Origin of the sequence: Bacillus sp. FJAT-22090, assembly GCF_001278755.1 — a bacterium.
Taxonomy (GTDB): Bacteria; Bacillota; Bacilli; order Bacillales_A; family Planococcaceae; genus Psychrobacillus.
In genome coordinates this window covers 417063-440717 of sequence record NZ_CP012601.1, presented here as the reverse complement: position 1 = coordinate 440717, position 23655 = coordinate 417063, and the positions used below count along the sequence as shown (strand labels likewise).

The 23655-nt window shown below is 35.9% G+C and carries 24 protein-coding genes and 1 other annotated feature; of the genes, 5 read left to right on the top strand and 19 right to left on the bottom strand.

From position 1 onward, the window contains the following. Positions 1 to 169 precede the first annotated feature (169 nt). From pheT to AM499_RS02260, 3 genes are all read right to left on the bottom strand, one after another. Positions 170 to 2581 carry a phenylalanine--tRNA ligase subunit beta gene (gene pheT, locus AM499_RS02270; protein WP_053588677.1) on the bottom strand — a complete coding sequence of 804 codons (2412 nt, stop codon included), beginning with the start codon at positions 2579 to 2581 and terminating at the stop codon, positions 170 to 172. Positions 2582 to 2593: 12 nt separating this feature from the next. Beyond that, positions 2594 to 3631, bottom strand: a complete 1038-nt coding sequence (gene pheS / locus AM499_RS02265) for a phenylalanine--tRNA ligase subunit alpha (protein ID WP_053588676.1) — start codon at positions 3629 to 3631, stop codon at positions 2594 to 2596. A 162-nt stretch (positions 3632 to 3793) separates the two neighbouring features. Beyond that, positions 3794 to 4025 (bottom strand) — a binding site (T-box leader). 55 nt (positions 4026 to 4080) lie between these two features. Beyond that, the gene (locus tag AM499_RS02260) at positions 4081 to 4845 is read right to left on the bottom strand and encodes a TrmH family RNA methyltransferase (RefSeq protein ID WP_053588675.1); all 765 of its coding nucleotides are present in this window, start codon (positions 4843 to 4845) and stop codon (positions 4081 to 4083) included. 91 nt (positions 4846 to 4936) lie between these two features. Between AM499_RS02260 and sspI the strand changes: the two genes are divergently transcribed. After that, on the top strand, positions 4937 to 5143 hold the full coding sequence (sspI, locus tag AM499_RS02255; protein ID WP_053588674.1) for a small acid-soluble spore protein SspI: 207 nt from the start codon (positions 4937 to 4939) through the stop codon (positions 5141 to 5143). 41 nt (positions 5144 to 5184) lie between these two features. On the opposite strand, the gene AM499_RS02250 is transcribed toward sspI, so the two are convergent. Together AM499_RS02250 and AM499_RS02245 are read right to left on the bottom strand one after the other, a co-directional pair. After that, positions 5185 to 5688: a hypothetical protein gene (locus AM499_RS02250; RefSeq protein WP_053588673.1), complete on the bottom strand. Its 504-nt coding sequence runs from the start codon at positions 5686 to 5688 to the stop codon at positions 5185 to 5187. Beyond that, positions 5685 to 5894 (bottom strand): helix-turn-helix transcriptional regulator, encoded by a 210-nt coding sequence (locus AM499_RS02245; protein ID WP_053588672.1) that lies wholly within the window; start codon positions 5892 to 5894, stop codon positions 5685 to 5687. Before AM499_RS02245 ends, AM499_RS02250 begins: the two co-directional genes overlap by 4 nt. Before the next feature lie 335 nt (positions 5895 to 6229). Here AM499_RS02245 and AM499_RS02240 point away from each other — a divergent pair, with 335 nt between their 5' ends. The 3 genes from AM499_RS02240 (at position 6230) to AM499_RS02230 (ending at position 9300) form a co-directional block, all read left to right on the top strand. Beyond that, positions 6230 to 7624: an FAD-binding oxidoreductase gene (locus AM499_RS02240; protein ID WP_053588671.1), complete on the top strand. Its 1395-nt coding sequence runs from the start codon at positions 6230 to 6232 to the stop codon at positions 7622 to 7624. A 1-nt stretch (position 7625) separates the two neighbouring features. Further along, positions 7626 to 8606, top strand: coding sequence for a bile acid:sodium symporter family protein (locus AM499_RS02235; protein WP_053588670.1), 981 nt, complete (start codon positions 7626 to 7628; stop codon positions 8604 to 8606). Between the two features lie 145 nt (positions 8607 to 8751). Beyond that, positions 8752 to 9300 carry a hypothetical protein gene (locus AM499_RS02230; RefSeq protein ID WP_053588669.1) on the top strand — a complete coding sequence of 183 codons (549 nt, stop codon included), beginning with the start codon at positions 8752 to 8754 and terminating at the stop codon, positions 9298 to 9300. Positions 9301 to 9629: 329 nt separating this feature from the next. On the opposite strand, the gene argF is transcribed toward AM499_RS02230, so the two are convergent. The 4 genes from argF to AM499_RS02210 form a co-directional block, all read right to left on the bottom strand. Continuing rightward, entirely contained in the window at positions 9630 to 10595 is a 966-nt protein-coding gene (gene argF / locus AM499_RS02225; RefSeq protein ID WP_053588668.1) for an ornithine carbamoyltransferase, read from the bottom strand. A 142-nt stretch (positions 10596 to 10737) separates the two neighbouring features. Continuing rightward, positions 10738 to 11826 carry a M42 family metallopeptidase gene (locus AM499_RS02220; RefSeq protein ID WP_053588667.1) on the bottom strand — a complete coding sequence of 363 codons (1089 nt, stop codon included), beginning with the start codon at positions 11824 to 11826 and terminating at the stop codon, positions 10738 to 10740. A gap of 71 nt (positions 11827 to 11897) precedes the next feature. Next, positions 11898 to 13802: a DUF2207 domain-containing protein gene (locus tag AM499_RS02215; RefSeq protein ID WP_053588666.1), complete on the bottom strand. Its 1905-nt coding sequence runs from the start codon at positions 13800 to 13802 to the stop codon at positions 11898 to 11900. A gap of 77 nt (positions 13803 to 13879) precedes the next feature. Then, positions 13880 to 14365, bottom strand: coding sequence for a dUTP diphosphatase (locus AM499_RS02210; protein WP_053588665.1), 486 nt, complete (start codon positions 14363 to 14365; stop codon positions 13880 to 13882). Positions 14366 to 14458: 93 nt separating this feature from the next. On the opposite strand from AM499_RS02210, the gene AM499_RS02205 reads away from it, so the two are divergent. Then, positions 14459 to 14842: a hypothetical protein gene (locus tag AM499_RS02205; RefSeq protein ID WP_053588664.1), complete on the top strand. Its 384-nt coding sequence runs from the start codon at positions 14459 to 14461 to the stop codon at positions 14840 to 14842. Positions 14843 to 14958: 116 nt separating this feature from the next. Here AM499_RS02205 and AM499_RS02200 read toward each other — a convergent pair whose 3' ends face one another. The 10 genes from AM499_RS02200 to AM499_RS02155 form a co-directional block, all read right to left on the bottom strand. Beyond that, positions 14959 to 15243, bottom strand: coding sequence for a DUF1294 domain-containing protein (locus tag AM499_RS02200; RefSeq protein WP_053588663.1), 285 nt, complete (start codon positions 15241 to 15243; stop codon positions 14959 to 14961). A 59-nt stretch (positions 15244 to 15302) separates the two neighbouring features. Beyond that, the gene (gene rplT, locus AM499_RS02195) at positions 15303 to 15662 is read right to left on the bottom strand and encodes a 50S ribosomal protein L20 (protein WP_053588662.1); all 360 of its coding nucleotides are present in this window, start codon (positions 15660 to 15662) and stop codon (positions 15303 to 15305) included. Between the two features lie 46 nt (positions 15663 to 15708). Next, positions 15709 to 15909, bottom strand: a complete 201-nt coding sequence (gene rpmI, locus AM499_RS02190; protein ID WP_053588661.1) for a 50S ribosomal protein L35 — start codon at positions 15907 to 15909, stop codon at positions 15709 to 15711. A 30-nt stretch (positions 15910 to 15939) separates the two neighbouring features. Then, positions 15940 to 16503 (bottom strand): translation initiation factor IF-3, encoded by a 564-nt coding sequence (gene infC, locus AM499_RS02185; protein ID WP_082355151.1) that lies wholly within the window; start codon positions 16501 to 16503, stop codon positions 15940 to 15942. Between the two features lie 252 nt (positions 16504 to 16755). Then, entirely contained in the window at positions 16756 to 18687 is a 1932-nt protein-coding gene (gene thrS / locus AM499_RS02180) for a threonine--tRNA ligase (protein WP_053588659.1), read from the bottom strand. Positions 18688 to 19038: 351 nt separating this feature from the next. Further along, positions 19039 to 19980, bottom strand: coding sequence for a primosomal protein DnaI (gene dnaI / locus AM499_RS02175; protein WP_053588658.1), 942 nt, complete (start codon positions 19978 to 19980; stop codon positions 19039 to 19041). Positions 19981 to 19988: 8 nt separating this feature from the next. Further along, complete coding sequence (locus tag AM499_RS02170) at positions 19989 to 21350, bottom strand: replication initiation and membrane attachment family protein (RefSeq protein ID WP_053588657.1); 1362 nt, start codon at positions 21348 to 21350, stop codon at positions 19989 to 19991. Positions 21351 to 21376: 26 nt separating this feature from the next. Continuing rightward, entirely contained in the window at positions 21377 to 21841 is a 465-nt protein-coding gene (nrdR, locus tag AM499_RS02165; RefSeq protein ID WP_053588656.1) for a transcriptional regulator NrdR, read from the bottom strand. Positions 21842 to 21958: 117 nt separating this feature from the next. Further along, entirely contained in the window at positions 21959 to 22342 is a 384-nt protein-coding gene (speD, locus tag AM499_RS02160) for an adenosylmethionine decarboxylase (RefSeq protein ID WP_053588655.1), read from the bottom strand. Positions 22343 to 22541: 199 nt separating this feature from the next. Continuing rightward, positions 22542 to 23546, bottom strand: a complete 1005-nt coding sequence (locus AM499_RS02155; RefSeq protein WP_053588654.1) for a glyceraldehyde-3-phosphate dehydrogenase — start codon at positions 23544 to 23546, stop codon at positions 22542 to 22544. Positions 23547 to 23655 lie beyond the last annotated feature (109 nt).

The window sequence follows — 23655 nt, the reverse complement described above, 5'->3', positions numbered from 1 at the left end:
TCGATATCCATTCGAACTTAGGTCTTTTAATTTTTAGTTCAGTGCAGGCTAACGTTTAGCGCATAGGCTGCATGTTGTAACAGCTCCATATCATTTTGGTCATTGCAAAATGTTTCATCTTTTTATTCATAAAAAAGCAGCACCAATAATTGGTGCTGCTCCGTTTAAATTATCCTCTTAACTCTGCACCTGCTTGTTCTGCAAGTGCTTTTAATACTTTGTTATGGGCATTCACAACTTCTTCGTCTGTTAGTGTACGTTCTGGGTCGAAGTATGTGAGAGAGAATGCAACCGATTTTTTACCTGGTTCCATTTTTTCTCCTTCATATAAGTCGAAAAGATGTACACCTTTTAATAGTCTTCCACCAGATAATTGAATAATTGCTTGTAGTTCGCCAGCTGCTTTTTCGCTGTCTACTACTAATGCAATATCACGTGTAATTGACGGGAATTTTGAAACTGGTGCATAGTATAATGCATCCAATTCTTTATTTAATACTTTTACTAAATTAATTTCTACTACATAAGTTTCTTTCAAATCACGTGCTTTTTGCTCAGAAGGATGTAATTGACCGATGACACCGATTGCTTCACCTGCTAGCTTAATGGATGCAGTACGTCCTGGATGTAAGCCATCTATTACCGCTTTTTCAAATGTAAGTTCACTTGTATGGCCAAGAAGTTCCATCAATCCTTCTACAATTCCTTTTAATACAAAGAAATCTACAACTTTTTTCTCACCTTGCCAGCTATGCTCTACCCATTTCCCTGCAATTACTGCTGCCAAATGTTCTTGCTCATGTGGTAAACCTGATTCTGTTTCTCCTAAGAACACAGACCCTACTTCATAAAGTGCCACCGTATCTGCTTGACGTGCAGTATTATACGTAACAGCTTCCAATAAATGCGGGATTAAGCTTTGTCGAAGGATGCTACGTTCTTCACTCATTGGCATTAATAGTTCTGTGACTGGAGCAGTTTCTAATGCAAATTTTTGAGACATTTCTTTAGAAGTTAAAGAATACGTAATAGCTTGATAAAGACCTGCACCTTCCAAATAACTTCGAACTTGACGACGTTTTGCTTGGTAAGAGGTTAAGCCACCTGGTTTTGATTCTTCCACTGGTAAAGTCATTGGAATTTCATCGTAACCGTACATACGAGCAATTTCTTCTACAATATCCTCTGGAATTTTAATATCTTGACGACGAGTTGGAGCATTAATATATAAGTATCCATTTGCCGCTTGATAATCAAACTTTAATCTGCTCAAAGTAGATGTCATGTCTTCTAAAGAAATCTTCATCCCTAAACGGTTGTTTACGAAATCAGGAGACACGACTACTTCTGCAGGTTTTTTGTCTAACTCATCCACTATTACAGAACCAGCTAATACTTCTCCGCCAGCAAGCTCTGCAAGAAGACTTGCCGCACGTTCAGCAGCTAGAATTACACGATTTGGGTCTACACCTTTTTCAAATCGAGCGCTTGCATCACTACGTAAGTTGTGATCTTTAGATGTTTGTCGAACAGAACCACTTGCAAAATATGCAGATTCAATTACTACCGTTGTAGTCCCATCATGCACTTCTGAATTTGCACCACCCATTACACCAGCAATTGCAACTGGTTCTTGACCATTTGTAATTACTAAATGAGTGGACTTCAATGTCCGCTCTTGATCATCCAATGTGACAATTTTTTCCCCTTCTTCTGCAAGACGAACCACAATTTCCTTTGTTTCTAATCTGTCATAATCGAATGCATGAAGAGGTTGACCATATTCCATTAATACGTAATTTGTAATATCTACTACGTTATTATGTGGACGAACGCCAGCTGCCATCAAGCGATGCTGTAACCATAGTGGTGATTCTTTTACTTGAACATTTTTCACCACTTTTGCTACGTACATTGGATTTTCTTCCATAGCATTAAAACGTAAATTTAAATAATCAGATGCTTGTTCATTACTTTCATTGTAAGTTGCTTCCGGATATTTCATGTCTTCTGATAGGATTGCCCCTACTTCATAAGCTACCCCAAGCATACTTAGTGCATCTGAACGGTTAGGAGTCAGGCCAAGTTCAAGGATAATATCATCTAAACCTAGTAAAGGCAATGCACTCTCCCCAGGAGTTGCTGATTCTGGAAGTACATAAATACCCTCTGCATACGCTTTAGGTACGAGTCTTCCTTCTATACCTAGTTCTTGAAGAGAACAAATCATTCCGTTTGATTCTTCTCCACGAAGTTTTGCCTTCTTAATTTTTATTCCACCAGGCAGTACTGCTCCTGGTCGTGCAACGATTACTTTTTGTCCAGCTGCAACATTTGGAGCCCCACAAATAATTTGTGTTATTTCTTCTCCTACGTCTACTTGGCATATATTTAATTTGTCTGCTTCTGGATGCTTCACACAATCCTTTACATAACCTACTACAACGTTTGTCATGCCTTGAGAACGATCTATTACTGCATCAACTTCAATACCTGAACGAGTTATTTTTTCACCCAAATCCTTAGGATCGAGTCCTTGTGTATTTACATATTCTGCTAACCATTTCGTAGAAACTAACATGTCATTTCCTCCTTACACTTCTGTTCGGTGGAATTGCGATAAGAAACGCACATCATTCGTATAGAAATGACGAATATCTTCCACTCCATATTTCAACATAGCAATACGTTCTGGGCCCATACCAAATGCAAAACCTGAAAGCTTTTTCGAATCATATCCAGCCATTTCAAGGACATTCGGATGCACCATACCAGCACCTAAAATCTCAATCCAGCCTGTTTTTTTACACACGTTACAGCCACTACCACCACACTTGAAGCAAGAAATATCCATTTCAACAGATGGCTCTGTAAATGGGAAAAAACTTGGACGTAGACGGATTTCTCTATCCTCTCCGAACATTTTTTTCGCAAAAACAGAAAGTGTACCTTTTAAGTCACTCATTCGAATATTTTCACCTATTACCAATCCCTCAATTTGAGTGAATTGATGTGAATGAGTCGCATCATCATTATCTCGACGGTACACTTTACCTGGACAAATAATTTTAATTGGCTTGCCTTCTTTTGCTTCCATTGTCCGAGCTTGCACTGGTGATGTATGTGTACGAAGAAGAATATCCTCTGAAATATAAAAAGAGTCTTGCATATCACGAGCTGGATGTCCTTTTGGTAAATTCAAAGCTTCAAAGTTGTAGTAATCCTTTTCCACTTCTGGACCTTCGGCAATTTCATAACCCATGCTGATAAATAAGTCCTCAATCTCTTCTACCACTCGTGTTAAAGGATGATGATTCCCTGTTTTAACTGGGCGACCTGGTAATGTAACATCAATAGATTCTTTTTCTAATTGCTCTTGAATTGCTTGCTCTTGAAGGAGTGTCATCCGAGCTTCTAATACTTCGGTTACTTCTTCTCGAACAACATTTACTAGAGCTCCCATTTTTGGACGTTCATCTGCAGGAAGTTTACCCATTCCTTTTAATAAATCCGTAATTGGTCCTTTTTTCCCTAGGTATGCAACACGTACATCATTTAATTCTTTTACATTTTGTGAAGCTTCAATTTTTTGCAAAGCTTCTTCTTTTAATTGTTGAAGTTGTGCTTCCATGTTTTATGATCTCTCCTTAATCAAATTCGCCTTGGCTTATATGAGTCCAGATTTTGCAACGAGCCCGCTCGATGAACTCCTTTACAAAATCTGTGCCATCCGCCGAAGGCATGCATGTTTCCGCTAATTGAAATTTTGACAAAATAAAAACCCCGCCCCTATAAAAGGGACGAGGACTAATTTCGCGGTACCACCCTGATTATTGTACAAAAAACGTACAATCACTCAATTCGACTAACGGCTCTACACCGGCACACCTTTACAGCTATTGCTGGTCCCGGTGGCAGCTAACGGGGTGAACTTCTATATGCATTCTCCAATTACACTTTCAGTCAAGGTGTAAAATTCCTTTATTCGAATCGTCATATATACTTTTCCCGATGACAGCTTTTTTATTTATCAAATTATATTCTATTATACGGAGTTTTAATTGTTTCATCAAGTGATATTTATTTAAGTGCCAATCCATATAAAAGGATTCCTGTTGCAACCGCCACATTTAATGACTCAGCTTGTCCAAAAAGGGGCACAATAATGTTCTGATCCGTTTTTTGCAGTAGCTCTTCACTAATGCCACTTCCTTCATTTCCAACGATTAAGGCAAATGCATTACTTGTTTCTACTTTGTTAAAAGGTGTTGAGTTTTCAAATGCTGTACCGAAAACGGGAATCTGACGTTTTTTTAATTGATCTACCCAATAATGCAAGTCACCTTTTAAAATCGGTATATGAAAATGAGAGCCTTGTGCTGATCTTAGCGTCTTTGGATTATATGCATCCGCAGATCCTTTACCTAAAATTACTGCATCGATTCCAGCAGCATCTGCTGTACGGATCATTGTACCAATATTCCCAGGGTCTTGAACTGCATCAATTAACAAAATGCGCTTCCAATTGGCATGCTCTTCCTCTATCACAGTTTGCTGCTTACAATGAGCAAATATACCTTGTGTATGCTCTGTTTCTGCAAGTTCTTTTTTAATAACATCATTAATTTCTACTATTTCTATATTGTCTACGTCCCAAGTCACAGGGATTTCGCTTGTGTCACTAATCATTATAGTTAATACATTTTCTTTTTGTTTAATCGCTTCTTCTACTAAGTGATATCCCTCTATTAGAAACTCGCTTGTTTTTTCGCGCTCTTTTCGAACACTTAATAATTTTTTCCAATGTTTCACTAGCGAATTTTGCGTGGATTCAATTCGTTTCATCTATATGTAACCGCCTTTTTTATTTAATAGTAACAAATTCATGTATAGCAAGCGAGTGTTTGGGGAAGATAATTGCAAGGAGTGATGAAAAATGGATTTTCAAATTCGAGAAGCAATATCAGCTAATATGAAAGGGCAATCTCCGACTGACATTCGAGGGGTTGTTGAGGATGCAATTCAAAGAGGAGAAGAACATTTACTTCCTGGTCTTGGAGTGTTCTTTGAAAAATGGTGGAACATTGCGGATGATACAAAGAAAAACGCTGTACTAAATGAACTTTCAACTGCATTCAAATAAAAAGAACCCGTGAAGAAAATATGATTCTTCACGGGTTCTTTTTATACTTCCTCTTCTTCCATTGTATGTTTACGAATATTTACATAATAAATAATATATTGCGTCATAGAAAGAACAATTATATTCAAAATGATCAATAGCTGAGAAGCAGGTAAAAATAGATGGATAACTGCGGATAAAGGCAATGACCATGAAAAGAACGTGTAAACTTTCTGAGTTGCTTTAGTTGTAATCATTTGCCATGCTTCATCATCTTCCATATATTCAACTGGTTTTATACCCCAAATAGTTATTTTGTTTCTCGGATGTTCTTTGTTATATTTCGATATTTTTGTACCAAATAGTAGAACCATCCCAATGTATACAGGAAGCAATAAAAACACCATAAATCCTTCTAATGCACCTAACTCTACAGAATAGTTGAACGACCTATTAGCCTTAGCAAAATTAGATATTGCTCCAGTAATTACAATTGCAAATAATAGAAATAACAAAGCAAAGCCCATTTGCCAAAGTGGATATTGCACCCGAAAATCCTTCTTCATTTCCATTCCTCCCCTTCTAACCAAAATAATTCATCCACTTTACAGTCGAGAATATGTGCAAGCTTTAAAGAAAGTGTTATAGATGGGGAGAATTCCCCTTTTTCAATAAACCCAATTGTTTGTCTTGTTACACCAGCTTTTTCACCCAATTCCCCTTGAGTGTAGCTAAATCTTGCCCTAAGCTCTTTCACACGATTTTTAAGCATTTGAATAACCCTTTCTTCAAAAAGTTAACTTTTATATACATAATGTAACGTGTACTTAACATAATGTCAATTAAAATTAACAAAAAGTTAATTAAACCTCACTTTTAGCTATTGTATATATTTCCTTGAGTAAAATTGCGAAAATATTCACAAAGGTGAATTTGTCCTTGTATTAAGCTACTTTTAGACTAATATGCAATATATTGACTCCTTTTTTCTTCCAAAAAGGTATTTTTATAACTTGCTATTTTCCTTTTTCTATTTGATAATTACACTATTGGAATTATCTGAAAAATTCTAATTTATATTTAATTCTTAGTGAAGAGGAGAAAAAAATGAGCACATCCATCGAAATTATAGTACTTGCTTTAAAAGAATTTTTAGGAGACGACCAAGTTTCAGTCAATCAATCAATTAGAGAACTTCATGGTAGAGACGAATCCTATCATGATATAAGCCTTCCAGATATTGTGGTATTTCCAAAAACAACTGTAGAAGTAAGTAATATCATGAAAGTAGCAAATAATTTAAAAGTACCTGTTGTCCCATTTGGTCGTGGTTCTAGTCTGGAAGGACACATCATTCCTTACGATAAGGGAATTACCATTGACTTTTCGTTGATGGATAAAATTATAGAAGTTCGTGAAAAGGATTTGCTTGTAAAAGTACAACCTGGTGTAACAAGAACTCAGTTGAATAAGGAGTTAAAAAAATACGGACTGTTCTTCTCTGTTGATCCGGGAGCAGATGCAACTTTAGGTGGAATGGCTGCAACAAATGCAAGTGGTACAACTACCGTAAAATATGGAGTTATGCGTGATCAAGTCCGTGATTTAGAAGTAGTACTTGCGGATGGAACTATTATACATACTGGTAACTTAGCTGCAAAATCATCTTCTGGATACCATTTGAACGGGCTTTTTGTTGGTTCGGAAGGGACACTGGGTTGTTTTACAGAACTGACTTTAAAAGTATATGGTATTCCTGAATTCACAACAGCTGCTAGAGCAGTCTTCCCAACAGTCCAAAATGCTGTAGAGGCAGTTACATCTATTTTACAAGCTGGAATTCCAATAGCTCGAGTGGAATTAGTCGATGAAGAATCTATTCGTCAAGTAAACCATTTTAGCGATACAAATTATGCAGAAAGACCAACACTGTTTTTAGAATTCGATGGCAACGAAGCAGGATTAAATCAAGATGTTGAGTTTACGAAAGAAATAATGGAAGATCATGAATGCGAAGAAATTCAATTTGAATCAGACAATACAGCTCGCACGAAACTATGGGATGCAAGACATAATCTGGCCTATGCTTATATACACGGAAACGTTGGGAAAAAGATGATGGTTACAGACGTTTGTGTTCCGATATCTGAATTAGCAGGTGCAGTAATTTTTGCAAGAAAAGAATTAGAAGCAATCGGACTTACCGGTGGAGTTGTAGGCCATGTTGGAGATGGTAATTTCCATGCTCTATTAATGATTGACATGAATAATCCAGAAGAAGTTGCTAAAGCTGATGCATTTAATGAAAAAATCGTTCACTATGCACTAGAACGAGATGGTACTTGTACAGGAGAACATGGAGTTGGAGTAGGTAAACAAAAATACCAGGCTGCTGAACATGGAGAAGCACTTCATGTAATGGAAAAGATTAAGCTAGCACTTGATCCAAATAATATATTAAATCCTAATAAAATAGTAAAAATAGAAAGTTCAGGTGAATAAATTGAAAGTTTTAGAATCCATCAGTAATTTTGCAGGAAAATACTTTGCTTTTTTAGTAATAATAGTAGCGGTTATCGCATTCTTAATTCCGGATACTTTTTTACCATTCGGAAAGTATATAACGATTTTGCTAGGAATAGTAATGTTTGGAATGGGGCTTACGTTGAAAGCTGTTGACTTCAAGTTAATTGCAACGCATCCTAAACCAGTTTTAATAGGTGTAGCTGCTCAGTTTATTATTATGCCTTCTACAGCACTTGCTATTGCTTATATTTTACAGCTTCCTGGTGAACTTGCAGCTGGACTTGTCCTGCTTGGCTCTGTACCTGGAGGAACAGCTTCTAACGTTATGGTTTATTTAGCAAAAGGAAATGTTCCATTATCCATAACGATGACATCTTTTTCAACATTACTTGCACCTTTACTTACGCCATTATTATTGCTTTTATTAGCTGGTCAATGGATGCCGGTTGATCCTATGTCGATGTTTAAGTCAATTGTACAAGTAATTATTCTTCCAATCGCTCTTGGGTTAATTGTAAAAAAAATACTACCTACTTTTGTAGAAAAAAGTTTAAACGTCGTTCCTCTAATTTCTGTTTTAGCGATTATTACGATTGTTTCTGCGGTAGTAGCTGGAAACGTCGACAATATTGCTTCAGCTGGATTTTTGGTATTCTTAGGAGTATTTCTTCATAATGGGGCTGGTCTCCTTTTAGGTTATTATGCAGGGAAAATGACTGGTCTTTCCAAATTAGATTGCCGTGCTATTTCTATTGAAGTTGGGATGCAAAATTCAGGATTAGGTGTTGCATTAGCTACAGCTCACTTAGGCCCTCTTGCTGCTTTACCAAGTGCACTAGGTGCAGTTTGGCACAATATTTCTGGTCCTATCCTCGCGACATATTGGTCTAAACGCCCAGTAGAGGGAAGTGAAAAAGTAAGCTCTACTAAAACGAAAGCATCCGTGTCTGAAGCATAATTGACAAAATACAAAGACTGACTTATTAGTCGTTTACTCGACGATGGGTCAGTCTTTTTTTACATAAAAAACTTATAAACAATGAGATGAAACAAAGTTTGCGCAAGTCACGACTAATAATAGAATGCAACCATAATGAAAGGAAGTGACCACTATAAAAAAAGCTTTCTTATTAATATTTATCCTAATAGTACTCGTTTCTTGCGGAACTGCAAAACAAGATGATGAACAGATATTTTCAAAAGATAAAAAGGGCATTACGGATGATTTCATATTCCAACTTAAATCTGAAAAAGATATTTATACACTAAACGAACCCCTTCAAATTTACGCTGAACTGGAATATGTTGGCGAAAGTGATGAAATTACGATTTATCACGCTGGTTCCCCTTTCATATTAGAGTTGAAAGAATTAAATAATAATTTCGATTTTGGGTATGCGATGGATACACCACTTCTCAACACACAATTTAAAAAAGGGGAGCCTTTTCGTATACCATATAGTTTTTCTGGTGGTTACAATGAATTCAGTCCAGATGATTACGTTCAATTTGTTAAAAAGCTAATGGATGGAGAATTTCCGATAGGAAGATATGTTATTAGTGGTAGAACAGATTTCTATATAGAAACAGATGAGTCAAAACAAACTTATAATATGGAACAATCAATTGAATTTGAAGTAGTGGAAAATTAATATTTTACAGAACTAAAAAAACGTTAATCTCGCCTATGAAAAGTAATACCTGTTTTCAATCAATATCGGATTAGTGTGGACAGTGCGGTTGCTTTCATCCTTACCGCTTTTTTTAGAAGAGGGGGGTCGTGAGTTTACCGAGTAGAATTAGTTTAACTCTATGTAAATAATAAAGAGTGACCCAGCGTCTCCTGAATCACTCTTCCTATGTAGTGATGTAGCCGTCCATCTTGACAGACAACATCACTGTATGGTGTTACAAATACAACCAATCTTACCAAGCTGCTAGACAAACCCTGTCAGTCAACTTAATTTCTATTAAATGTTTACTATGCCATTACTGAAGCAAGTACTGCTTTTTGGGCATGTAAACGGTTTTCGGCTTGTTGAAAAATATATGAGTTTGGACCATCTATAACAGATGTTGCAACTTCTTCTTCACGATGAGCAGGTAGGCAATGCAAAAACATATAATCCGATTTAGCGTTTGCTACTAATTCATCATTAATTTGAAAACCTTTAAAATCTGCAAGTCTTTTTGCTGCTTCCTCTTCCTGACCCATAGACGTCCAAACGTCTGTATATACAACATCTGCATTTACTACTGCCTCTAGCGGATCATGTGAGACAAATAGTGAACCACCATTTTCAAGTGCAATTGCTGTTGCTTTATTAATAATGTCAGAATTTGCTTCATAGCCAACTGGAGTTGCTATAGCAATGTGCATTCCCATATAAGCTGCTGCAATTACTAAAGAATGAGCTACATTATTTCCATCACCAATATAAGCAAGCTTCAGACCTTCCATATTCTCTTTTACCTCATGTATCGTTAATATATCTGCAAGTGCTTGGCATGGATGATACATATCAGTTAAACCATTAATAACGGGTATACTTGCATGTTCTGCAAGTTCCTTCACCATTTCATGTGAATTCGCACGAATCATAATCCCGTCTAAATATCCAGATAATACATGGCCAGTGTCATATACCGATTCTCCTCGTCCGATTTGAAGATCACGTGCATTCATAAACATGCCATTTCCACCTAATTGCTTCATCCCAACTTCAAAAGAGATTCTAGTACGAGTCGAATGTTTTTCAAAAATCATTCCTAAAGTTTTCCCTTCTAATAAGGGGGGACACTTTCCAGCCTTAGTCAGTGCTTTCAATTCTACTGCTAGCTGTATTAATTCGCTCACTTCCTCTTTTGAGTAATCCAAAAGTGTTAGCAGGTCTTTGCCTTTTAAACTATCAACCACTTTTAGATTAACCCATTCTAGTAATTTCATTTATAAAAACTCCTTTTTACGTATATTTATGTAAGTCTTATTATAAGTGTGAATAATTATAAAATCAAATGAATTTTAATACAAATTTTATAATAATAAAAAAAGTCTAGAAAGGCTTTTTTCTGCCTTCTAGACTCTTTCATTACTCAAATGTTATTTGGTTTACAGTGTTTCGATCTAATTTTTTAATGACTTCTATTAGTAGCTTTACTGTATTTTCATAGTCATCTCGATGTAAAATTCCAGCATGTGAATGAATATAACGAGTGGCAATTCCTATAGATAATGAAGGAACTCCATTTAAAGAAATATGCATAGACCCAGCATCTGTACCACCACCTGGAATCATCTCAAATTGATATGGAATATTATTTTCTTCTGCCGTATCAATTACTAGGTCACGTAGGCCTTTATGTGAAACCATTGAAGCGTCAAATAATATAACTTGAGGCCCTGCTCCCATTTTGCTTGTTGATTCTTTAGCAGAAATACCTGGTGTGTCCCCTGCAATACCTACATCCACTGCAAAACCTATATCCGGTTTAACTTTTACTGTAGAAGTTTTTGCCCCACGCAGACCAATTTCTTCTTGAACGTTTCCAACTCCATATACAATATTCGGATGTTTTTCATTTTTTAATCCTTTTAATACATCAATTGCAATGGCACAACCAATGCGATTATCCCAAGCTTTAGCCAAAAGTAATTTATCGTTATTCATAACAGTGAACTCAAAATACGGAACAACCATATCCCCTGGTAATACTCCCCATTCCATTGCTTCTTCTTTGGAAGATGCACCTATATCGATAAACATATCTTTTACGTCAACCGCTTTTTTACGAGCATCAGGAGTTAATATATGCGGTGGCTTTGACCCGATAACACCAGTAATTGTGTCTCCTTTACGAGTAACAATTGTAACACGCTGTGCAAGCATGACTTGAGACCACCAGCCACCTACAGTTTGAAAACTTAAAAATCCTTTATCATCTATTTTAGAAATCATGAAACCGACTTCGTCTAAATGACCTGCAACCATAATTTTTGGTCCGTTTGCATCGCCGACTTTTTCGGCAATTAGACTTCCTAGATTATCATATTCAATTTTGTCAGCATGAGGAGCAATATACTTCTCCATTACCTTACGTGCTTCTCGCTCATTTCCGGGAATAGCTTTAGCATCTGTCAATTCCTTTAACATAGTTAATGTTTCATCCAGCTGTGCCATTATTTCGACCTCCTAAATATCTATCTAATATATTATATTCTAAAATGTATGCATTTTCAAAATTTAACTAGTTAGTCTGCTCCAGCTCCTCCTCCTCCACCATCACTCCCTCCTCCACTTCCACCACTCGAAGCTCCTCCCCACGAAGTTCCGTCTGATGAAGCTACTTTAGTCCACTTCCATGACTGAGTAACATAGTCCAGTGGATCCGTTGAAGTTAAAAGCAAAGCAGCAAGAGGAGCTGATATCTCCTGCAAAGAAACTTTCTTTTCATTTTTTCTACCAAGTAGATAAGCCCTGACAACCCATTTTTCTTGTTCTTTATCACTTAAATTACCTGGTATACCTAGTTTAATGCTACTTTTAAAGGAACGTATCGCATCCTTTGCACGAACAGCATTCATGGATAATATATTTCTAGGAAGTACTATATATAAAACTGTGAACATTAATAACAAATTCACTAAAGTATTTACTAATTGATCATTAACAAGGGGAGTTGTTGAGAAATACATAATAATGATATATATACAAAAATATAAATTCGAACGTTTTTTTAACCATAGTATAATTAGAAATAGAAATGTTATGGCTAATATAAATCCAATTCCCCAGCTACTACGTAAATCTGCATAATAAGAAAAAGCTGTCATTGTAGCTAAAACGATTGTAGATATACTTAATATTATTAAGGGAAGCTTACTATTAAAAGTTCCAGCTTCCTCTAAATCACTTTCAACTAAACGATGCCATTTCATTTGCTTCTTCTTAAAGTCTTTTACTCTCCCATGAAAATAACTGGAAGTCTTGTTATTTCTAGCTGCACCTGCAGCATCGTGTAAATGAAATGCCCATTTACTAGAGCCACTTCTAGTTGTAAAAAGCCAATTAATCATCTGTTTCTCAAAATCAGAAGAAGCCAATGATCCTTTAACTAATCGAAAATCAAGTGTTTCCTTTGGCGCATGGGAATCCTCTTTAAAACGAAGTGCTGCTTTTGTTTGCCTAACTGTAGCAGCACCTTTTTCTACCATTGAAAATAGTCCCGCTAAAAAAGCTTTAGGATGTGGGTTACCTACTCGATCTACAAAGTATAAATATAATAGATCTGTATTCATTACATCCTCTTTTGAACCTTTTCGCCAGAAGTGCCTTTGTGGTAATAAAAAAAGAAGAAGGACGATAATAAGTATACCAATTGTAGCTTTTGGAATAATTGCATGTAGTTTGTCTATATAAGAAATACGTTTTTCCGTTTCTTTCTGTATTCGCTTTTCATTCGCTATTGCTTGTTGTAAAGGAATAGAAGCTTTCGTTTTTTCCATATTAGTCATCAAAGTAGATGGGAAGAAAAAGCTTGTTTTTGTTTCGGTGTATGCTTCCGAAACTGAAGTATTAAATCGAATTCCATACTGTGACTTTTCATTTTTCTTTGCATTCCTATCAAAAAGCACACCATCAAAATTAGAGGTATCCGTTGTACTAGGAAGAATGAAGTCAATTGTCACATTATTAATATTCTGATCATGAGCATCCACATCTTCAAAATAAGTTATTTTCGCTTCACTATAAGAATCATATGCTTTTATACTATTTTTTAATGTATATACATATAAAAATGAAACTTGTTGATTCTCTTTATTTACTTTTGTACGATAAACTCCATTCTCTTTTGATACATTTAATTGTTTGAGCGTAGCATCATCTATAAATCCAGGCTCTGGTTTTAATTGAGATAATTCATAAGCATAGAAGTTTATTACATTATTATCGTGTATTTTAGGGAAGGATCGGCTGAGATTATTAAATTCCCCGTCAAAATTATACGTAAATACTTCATTAACTAAGAGATCTCCATTTGGTTGAATCCATGATTTAATATGAACCGATTCGATTGAATAGGATTTAGCCTCTGCAATGACACTAAATGAAAACATCATAATGAATAAAACAATTGTGCTAATCATCTTTTTCATCGGCAACACCTCCTAAAAATACTAATAACTCTAGTAATTTTTACGGTTTGCTTTTGATTTGGTTTCATTAAAATTACTTAATATCCACTTTTTTGACGCTCATAATTTGTTTCATTTTTTTGTATGTATGCTTGTAATACCTCTTCACTGCTAAAGCCAAGTTCTTCTGCCATTGCTCCATACAGTACCCACATTTTTTCGTAATACATTCTTGTAGGATTTTTCAAAAACGATAACACCGCCTCATTTGTTAAGAGAAAAAGCTCAGTTAAATCGGCGTCTATTTTTTCGATAGGCCAACTTTTTAAATCATTAAATCCTTTTTCAATTCCAAGGGAAAGTAAGAAATGGATGGAGTCCACATACTCTTCTAGTATTACGCTTTGTGCAGATGGACCTTTCTCACTCCAAAATTTAAAACATCTTGTTTCATTTGCTAGTTCTGCTAATTCTACAAGCAAAGCGAGCCCTTTTTTCGCAAAAACATCTTCTTTCACTTGTTTATTTGACTGAATATATTGATCTAAAGCTTGCTGCATTGTAAAAAGTTTATTTAAATTCATGTTTTCCTCCAAAAATTTTATATTATTTTGAAACCAAACTACCCCTTCTATCGTATAGCAGTTACTATGTATTTTACAAGGAGGACATTTCAAATGGTCCATATACTACGATTGCTTATAATTGCCCTTATTATATATGTTTTTTATAAAATTCTACGTTACTTGTTTGATCCTAAAAGAAAACTTGATGAGGCCTACGAGAAGGAACAATACTATTTTTATGATGATATTAAAAATGTTAGGAAAAACTTTTTTATTACTTATAAAGGTGCAATTTTTGAGGGAGAAAAATATTTAGGTACTACTGACCAAGCTTTTGAAGTCGTTTCTATATTTGTTTGGACAAAAGATTCATCCAAGTTGCAAGGATTTACTAAAGAAGATTTTCGGTTTTTACATAACGAAATCAAAATGAGTTATCCAGCTGCTAAAATTAATTGGAAAAGCCCGATAGAACAACTAATGAAAGAAGAATAAAATAAGCGCTAATCTAGTGCAATACCTATGTTCATTTTGAGACTTTTTTAAGAATCTTTCCGGGTCTAGAGTCTTGATATGGTGTTTATACTTCATTTGAAAAAAAACCAGACATCCTATGTTAAAGTAGGATTGTCTGGTTTCAAGAGCCAAAAAATCAAGAATACATATAGTATTAATAACATTAAAAAGCCAACGCGAAAATTGGTATGCTTTGTTTTATGTCTAAAGAATTGCATTCCAATGTATGCGCCAATTCCCCCACCAAAGATAGCGAGCGTCCACAATGTTTTCTCCGAAACTCTTTGTTTATGTTTTTTTGCTTGAGACTTGTCATATCCCATAACGAAAAATGCAAAAATGGACATTACTAAAATAAATATTAGGATAATCTCTGTCATTGGATACTCCTTGTACAAAAAAAGCTGATAGAATCTCTATCAGCCTTTTTATCTATAAATTATTTATTGATTGCTTTTTTTGCTGCATCTGCAAGTTGTGTAAATGCTGCTGCATCAGTTACAGCTAAGTCAGCTAACATTTTACGGTTTACTTCGATTTCAGCTAATTTTAATCCGTGCATTAAACGGCTATAAGAAAGTCCGTTCATACGTGCTGCCGCATTGATACGTGTAATCCATAGTTTACGGAAATCACGTTTTTTGTTACGACGGTCACGGTATGCATACATTAATGATTTCATAACCTGTTGGTTTGCTACTTTATATAATGTATGTTTTGAACCGTAATAACCTTTAGCTAATTTTAATACTCTTTTACGACGCTTGCGCGTCACTGTTCCGCCTTTTACGCGTGGCATAGTTCATTACCTCCTGCTATTCTTTCGAATGATTGAATTTCTCTTATTATTTCATGTAAGTAAGTAAAGTTTTGATACGTTTGTAATCGCCTGAAGAAGCTACTTTAGTTTTACGTAATTTACGTTTAGCTTTAGTAGATTTGTTAGCGAATAAGTGGCTTCCAAAAGCACGGTCATGTTTTAATTTACCTGTACCCGTTTTTTTGAAACGTTTCGCAGCTCCACGGTGAGTTTTCATTTTCGGCATGTCGAATTCCTCCTAAACAATTGTACTCTATTACTGTTTTTCGTTCTTTGGTGCAAGCACTAAGAACATGCTACGGCCATCCATTTTCGGTTTTGACTCGATTGTGGATACTTCCGTACAAGCTTCAGCAAAACGATCTAATACTCGTTGACCAATCTCTTTATGAGTAATGGCACGACCTTTAAAACGAATAGATGCTTTCACTTTATCTCCTTTTTCAAGGAACTTGATCGCATTTTTCAATTTCGTTTGGAAATCATGTTCATCTATTGTTGGGCTCAAACGAACCTCTTTCATTACGATGATTTTTTGATTTTTACGAACTTCACGATCTTTCTTTTGCTGCTCAAATTTGAATTTACCATAGTCCATGATACGAGCGACCGGCGGCTTGGCTTGAGGAGCCACAAGGACAAGATCCAAATTTACACGACCTGCAATTTCAAGTGCTTCGTTACGTGTTTTTAAACCTAATTGATCACCATTCTGATCAATTACTCGTAGTTCGCGAGCTCGAATGCCATCGTTCACATACATGTCTTTGCTAATAACAATCCACCTCCAGATAGTGTCGCGAATACATGGTTTGGGCATAAATTCCGTAGAAACGAATTACTTACGCCGTTTTCGATCAAATAAAAAAACGAGCAGACATAAGATGTATGTCTGCCCGCCGATATGAGAACATGTAGCAACCTACATATTACAGTCGATCGTGTGCTTACCAGTCAACGACTTGCTGTGTCGAACAGGTGAGAAGCGGGCAGCCTCTTCTTATACCACAAACTTGTATTCAATAACCTTATTAACTATACCATGTTGTACTAGGCATGTCAACATAAAATATTAGTGAGAAACTTCTTGTTGAATTCGAGCAAGGAATTCATCAAATGGAATACTTTCTGATTGTTGCTCTCCATATTTACGTACATTTACATTACCTGCTTCTAATTCTTTATCTCCAAGAACAAGCATGTACGGAATTTTTTGCATTTGTGCTTCACGAATTTTATAACCTAATTTTTCTTCTCGGTCATCCATTTCAACTCGGAATCCAGCAGCAACTAGTCTTTCCTCCACTTGTTTTGCGTAATCGAAATGGACCTCATTGGATACTGGAATGATTTCAACTTGAACTGGTGCTAACCAAGTTGGGAATGCACCTTTATATTCTTCAATCAAAAATGCAACGAAACGCTCCATTGTAGAAACGACACCACGGTGAATAACGACTGGTCGATGTGGCTTACCATCTTCCCCAACGTATGATAAATCAAATCGTTCTGGCAATAAGAAGTCAAGTTGTACCGTTGATAATGTTTCTTCTTTACCAATAGCTGTTTTTACTTGCACATCAAGTTTAGGTCCGTAGAATGCAGCTTCACCTTCTGCTTCGAAGTAATCTAAGCCTAGCTCATCCATTGCCTCTTTTAACATACTTTGTGCTTTTTCCCACATTACATCATCATCAAAATATTTTTCTTTATCTTCTGGATCACGATAAGAAAGACGGAATGAGTAATCTGTTAAATCGAAATCCTTATAGACAGAGATGATTAACTCAACTACCTTTTGGAATTCTGCCTTGATTTGGTCAGGACGAACAAATAAGTGAGCATCATTCAATGTCATCCCACGTACACGTTGTAAACCTGATACAGCACCAGACATTTCATAACGGTGCATAGTTCCAAGCTCAGCAATTCGTAATGGAAGATTTCTATAAGAGTGCATACCATTTTTAAATATCATCATATGGTGTGGACAATTCATTGGACGCAACACTAATGTCTCATTATCCATTTCCATTGGTGGGAACATAGAATCTTGATAGTGCTCCCAATGTCCAGATGTTTCATAAAGATCTTTGGACCCTAATACAGGAGTATACACATGTTTATATCCAAGTTTAAGCTCTTTATCTACAATATAGCGCTCGATCACACGACGAATTGTAGCACCATTAGGCAACCATAGTGGTAAACCTTGTCCAACTTTTTGGGAAGTCATAAACAAATCTAATTCTTTCCCTATTTTACGATGGTCACGTTCTTTTGCTTCTTCTAGCATTTGTAGGTGATGAGCAAGCTCTTCTTTTTTGAAGAATGCAGTACCATAAATACGTTGAAGCATTTTATTGTCGCTATTTCCACGCCAGTAGGCTCCAGCAATGCTTAACAATTTAAATTCTTTTAATTTTCCAGTAGAAGGAACATGTACTCCTCTGCAAAGATCAAAAAAATCGCCTTGCTCATAAATGGATACTTGTTCATTTTCAGGAATCGCTTCTAAAAGTTCTAATTTATATTCATCATCAATTTCTTTGAATTTGTCGTATGCATCTTGACGAGATACATCATGTCGAACGATTTCAATATTTTCATTGATGATTTTTTTCATTTCTTTTTCGATTAGCACTAAATCTTCTGCAGTTATTGGTTCTGGCGAATCAATATCATAATAGAATCCATTTTCGATAACTGGACCTATTCCAAGTTTCACATCTTTAAACAAACGTTTCACTGCCTGAGCAAGTAAATGAGCTGTACTATGTCGTAAGATTTCTAGTGCTTCATCTGATTCAGGTGTAATAATCGCGATTTCTCCATCTTCTGTTATAGGAGTTTTTAAATCCACTAACTTTCCACTTAACTTTCCTGCAAGTGCTTTTTTACGTAAGCCTGGGCTAATGGATTGAGCGATTTCTTCTGTTGTTGTAGAAATCGGAAATTCTTTTACTGCTCCATCTGGAAATTTCAACTTAATAACTTCTGCCATTTTGAACACTCCTTTTATTTAGGTAAAGCGTATGCATTTATTACCGGAAAACAACAAAAAAACCCCGTCCCTATAAAGGGACGAGGTACTATCGTGGTTCCACCCTTCTTCTGTCTATTAAATCTGTAAATAGACGAAGCTCTGCATCGGCTAACGGGCCGGTCACCGGTAATTGCTGTTAAATTCACAACTACTGCTCGGAGGTGGTAAATCGATTGCCGATACTTAAGAAGCTTGCAGCCTTGGCTTCTCTCTCTATAAAGTCGTACAAACTGATTGTTGTCCTCTTCTACGCATTTCTTTATTCTTATGTGAATGATTATACGCCACTCAAAAATCATTTGCAAGTAGCTATTTTTCTTCTCGCCAATTCTTTCCCTGAAGTGGAATTGGATTCGTAAGCGCTCGGATTCTTTCCATAATTCGTCCAGCTTTGACGACCTCTTTTTCTCCTCGCTGCGTGAAGGATAAATGATGTTCCAATTCGTCATAATTAAAATTGGATGTCATAAAAGTTGGGAGCTGTTCGGACATTCGGTAATGTAGAATTGTCCCTAATATTTCATCCCTCGTCCAACTAGTCATTGTCTCTGCTCCAATATCATCTAGCATTAAAACAGGCGCACGTTTTACGAATTCAATTTTTTCTGCAAGAGAATTATCTTGAATTGCTTGCTTCATTTCACGGAAAAACTCTGGAACGTAAACAACTACCGAATGGATATGTCTGGCTGCCAATTCATTTGCAAGTGCTCCAAGTAAATAAGATTTACCTACACCGAATTGTCCATGAATATATAGTCCCTTTTTCGGTAATGTAGAAGTTTGCTCCCATTCATTTAAAAAGTTTTTAGCAGCTCGAACTGCTACTACTCTACTACCATCCTCTAAGTCAACACCTGCCAAGTTAGACTCCATTACCTCTTTCGGCATATGAATACTATTAATCATGGATGTTACTTTTTTTCGTTCATCCTCAATTACTCCTCGCTTGCATCGAACATATTCAAGATCAATCAGATTCCGATCCAATACAAGCCTTGGTTCATAGCCTTTCATGTAATTCGTACACAATTCAAGAGATTGGCATGCACCACAATCATGAGATTGTGACTTATATTCATATAACTTACTTAAGCTTCGGTCTACCATTTGCTTCGAAATATGAGCAGCATTTTCTTCAAGGAATAGTTGAACGCCTGGATCCTCAAGCACCTCTTGTTTCATTTCATCGAGCCTCGAAGTAAATTCTGGTGTAATAACCCTTTTTAATGTTTCATTAATTCGTTCCATAATGTCACCTACCTTTTCGTTACGCCTAATTCAGCTAATAGCTTTTTTCGCTCTTCATCAATGTTTTGAATATTGTTTGTTGCAGTTCCCGATTGCTTTGTTTCGCCATCTTTTTTATAAAACCAATCTGGTACCTTTTCTTCTCTGGTCGGTTTTTTCGAATAGGATTTTTGTTTAGAACCTTCATTCTTCCATTTTAAATATTGTTCATGTTCATTTCTAGCTAACTCCATTGCCTCTTTTGCCGTTTTGACATCTTTTCTCATCCAATGAGATGCTATTTTTTCCGCGTAGTTTTTAGTTAATTTCATATCTGTTCTAAGTAATACATATTGCAATAAAACATTTACTACTCCTACAGGCATATTGTAATGAGACACTAAATGGTTCGCTAATTGAACATCCGCAAGAATAGGTTCCTTCCCATTTGCAATATCTTTTAACACAGTAACTGGTGAAGTTGTTTCTAAATAATGAATAAGTTCTTCCTCTTTAGTTAATGGCTTACTATTTTCACTTACACTTTTTTTAGCCTTAGCTATATTTTGAATAACAGGAGCTTTCTTTGATACGGTCAACTTATAATAGTCTGCACACGCTTTTTTCAATCTTGCATCTGATAAGTGCAAATCGTCATCTAATGCTAGAATCACCACTTTTTGCATTTCAATTGGACCGAGATTATATAAAAAAGCTAACTTAGCTATTACCTGTTTTGCTTCAATAGTTAAGGCTGATTTCGGAACAAGTTGCTCTGATAAACCGTCTTGAAGCAAAGTAAAGTCAAACTCTTCAAAGTAAAAAGGCAATGCAGAATTCCTACTCTTTGATTCAAATGCATCATTATAAGGGACAGGTTGGACTGTTTTTGTAGACGGTTTAAATACATCCATAAAGGTACGTGAAACGTCTTTGAAGCCATCATTCCAATTAGGAGTTTGAATGAAGCGACTTCTTAGTCGCTTATATGCTTTTTCCCCTATTTTGTTTAATAGAAACATAGACAACAAAGGATCCTTTAGAAACGATTCTGCATCTAATGGAGCAGCAAGTTCATAATAAAAAATTCGTGTATCATTTTCGGTCTTTTGCCATGAGCGAAGTAATCCAATAGCTTCTAAAGCGATTCTTGCCTGAAATATTTTACCTATTGATACCCCAAGTAAGTTCATAAGCTGATAATGCTGCCATTGTTCCTCACTTTTAAGCTCTCCATCAGCCCACAAAGTAAGATACAGGCTTATTCCTTCTGCACCAATTAATGGTTGATACAACAACGTTAATAATTGACGATCATAATCAGAGAAAGAATATGGCAAGCGAATCATATACATGTCTGCTGGCTGTAGCTCCTTATATAACATCGACATTCCTACCTACTCTCTCTTGTTGTTTCCTATAATGACGGATTTTTCTTTAGAATTTCTTTGAGTTCATCTATAAAAACATTTAAATCTTTAAACTGACGATAAACCGAAGCAAATCGAACATAAGCAACTTCGTCAACCTCTGAGAGTTTGTCCATTACTTTTTCTCCAACTGCTTCTGATTTTACTTCAGAATTTCCTGTTCTTCTTAATTCTTTTTCAATCGAAAACACAATTTCTTCTAACTGATCTAATGCTACTGGTCTTTTTTCACAAGCACGAATTAATCCACGCAATACTTTTTCGCGACTAAACTCTTCACGCGAACCATCTTTTTTCACTACAATTAGTGGAGTTTCTTCTACTTTTTCAAATGTAGTAAAACGGAATCCACAGTCTTCACATTCTCTTCTTCGTCTAATGGCTTTATTGTCATCTACAGGACGAGAATCGACAACTTTCGTGCCATTAAACTGACAAGCTGGACATCTCATATTGATCTCTCCTAATTAGTTACGAAAATTTATGTATCTATTATAACAATATTCTTCCCTAAAATCGAAAAAGCAGAGGAATCTCTTCCTCTGCTAACTCATTTAGCCTAAAGTCTATTATGCTTGAACTGTCAAACGTGGCTTAGGTACATTTACTGGACCCATTCCACGGGGCATTTCAATCGTTTCGCGTATTCCAGCATTAAGAGCATCTGCAATATAGTTAGCTGCAATCGATGGATCTAAATCACCACATGTATACACATCAATGCTCGCATAACCATGCTCTGGAAAGCTGTGAATAGTTAGATGTGATTCGGAAATAATAACGACTCCACTTACACCTTGTGGCGCAAATTTGTGAAATGCAACTTCTCTGATTTCCGCACCAGACTTAAGTGCTGCATCAACAAATGTTTGCTCAATAAATGGCATATCGTTAAGTTTGTCGAAATCGCACTCCCATAGTTCTGCAATAATGTGACGTCCCATTGTTTCCAATGTCCGTTTCCCCCTTTGATAAAATTTAGTTTTAAAAATTTTCAAAGTTGACTACCACGGGGGAAAGTTAGTCCTAAGAGGTCCTAACCCTTTAAGTAGTCGGTGCACGTGAAGTACACGATTCTCATTATAGGATGTTTTATTCAAATTAGCAAGAAAAAAAAATCCTCTTTCAAAAAACTTTGAAAGAGGAAAGAGATTAAAGAGATGAAGCAACTTTTTTTGTTAAATCAACAACACGTGCCGAATAGCCCCACTCGTTATCATACCAAGCAAGTACTTTTACTTTACGATTTCCAATTACCATTGTTGTTAAACCATCAATAGTTGTTGAATTTGTTGTTGTATTAAAATCAATTGAAACTAAAGGTTCCATTGTTACTCCTAGAATACCTTTCATTGATCCTTCAGATGCTTTTACAAATGCAGCATTTACTTCCTCTGCAGTAACATCTTTCTGTAAATCTACTACTAAATCTACTAAAGAAACGTTTGGCGTTGGTACACGCAAAGCCATTCCATGCATTTTCCCTTCTAATTCTGGAAGCACGATAGTAAGCGCTTTTGCTGCTCCAGTAGAAGTAGGTATGATGGATTGTGCACAAGCACGTGCACGTCGTAAATCTTTATGAGGATTATCTAAATTGTTTTGATCATTTGTATAAGAATGTACAGTAGTCATTAAACCATTTTCGATTCCAAATGTATCATTTAATACTTTCGCTACCGGTGCCAGGCAATTTGTTGTACAACTAGCATTCGAAATAATATTATGTTTAGCTACATCTAATTTGTCATCATTTACACCGATAACAATCGTCACATCTTCATTTTTGGCAGGTGCTGTAATAATAACTTTTTTTGCTCCAGCTTCTAAGTGAGCGGCAGCTTTTTCCCCGTCATTAAATTTTCCAGTTGATTCAATCACAATATCAACATTTAATTTACCCCAAGGTAAGTTAGCTGGATCACGATCATTTACGATTTGAACTCGCTTTCCATTAACTATTAGTGCATCATTATCAATACTTATTTCTCCCTCGAAGGTTCCATGAGTAGAATCATATTTAATTAAATGCGCTAAAGTTTCTAATGGGTATCTCACATTAATTGCGACAACATTAATGTCTTCTTGTACAATTGCTTGGCGGAACACCATTCTACCAATACGTCCAAATCCGTTTATTGCGATTGAAGCTGTCATAAAAAAATCCTCCTGTAACTATGTGATACTTTTTATTTTATAACCATGAATTAGTATAACACATTTTCACAATTGTGTAGCCTTGCAAAAGAAACCCGCAATATTTTTT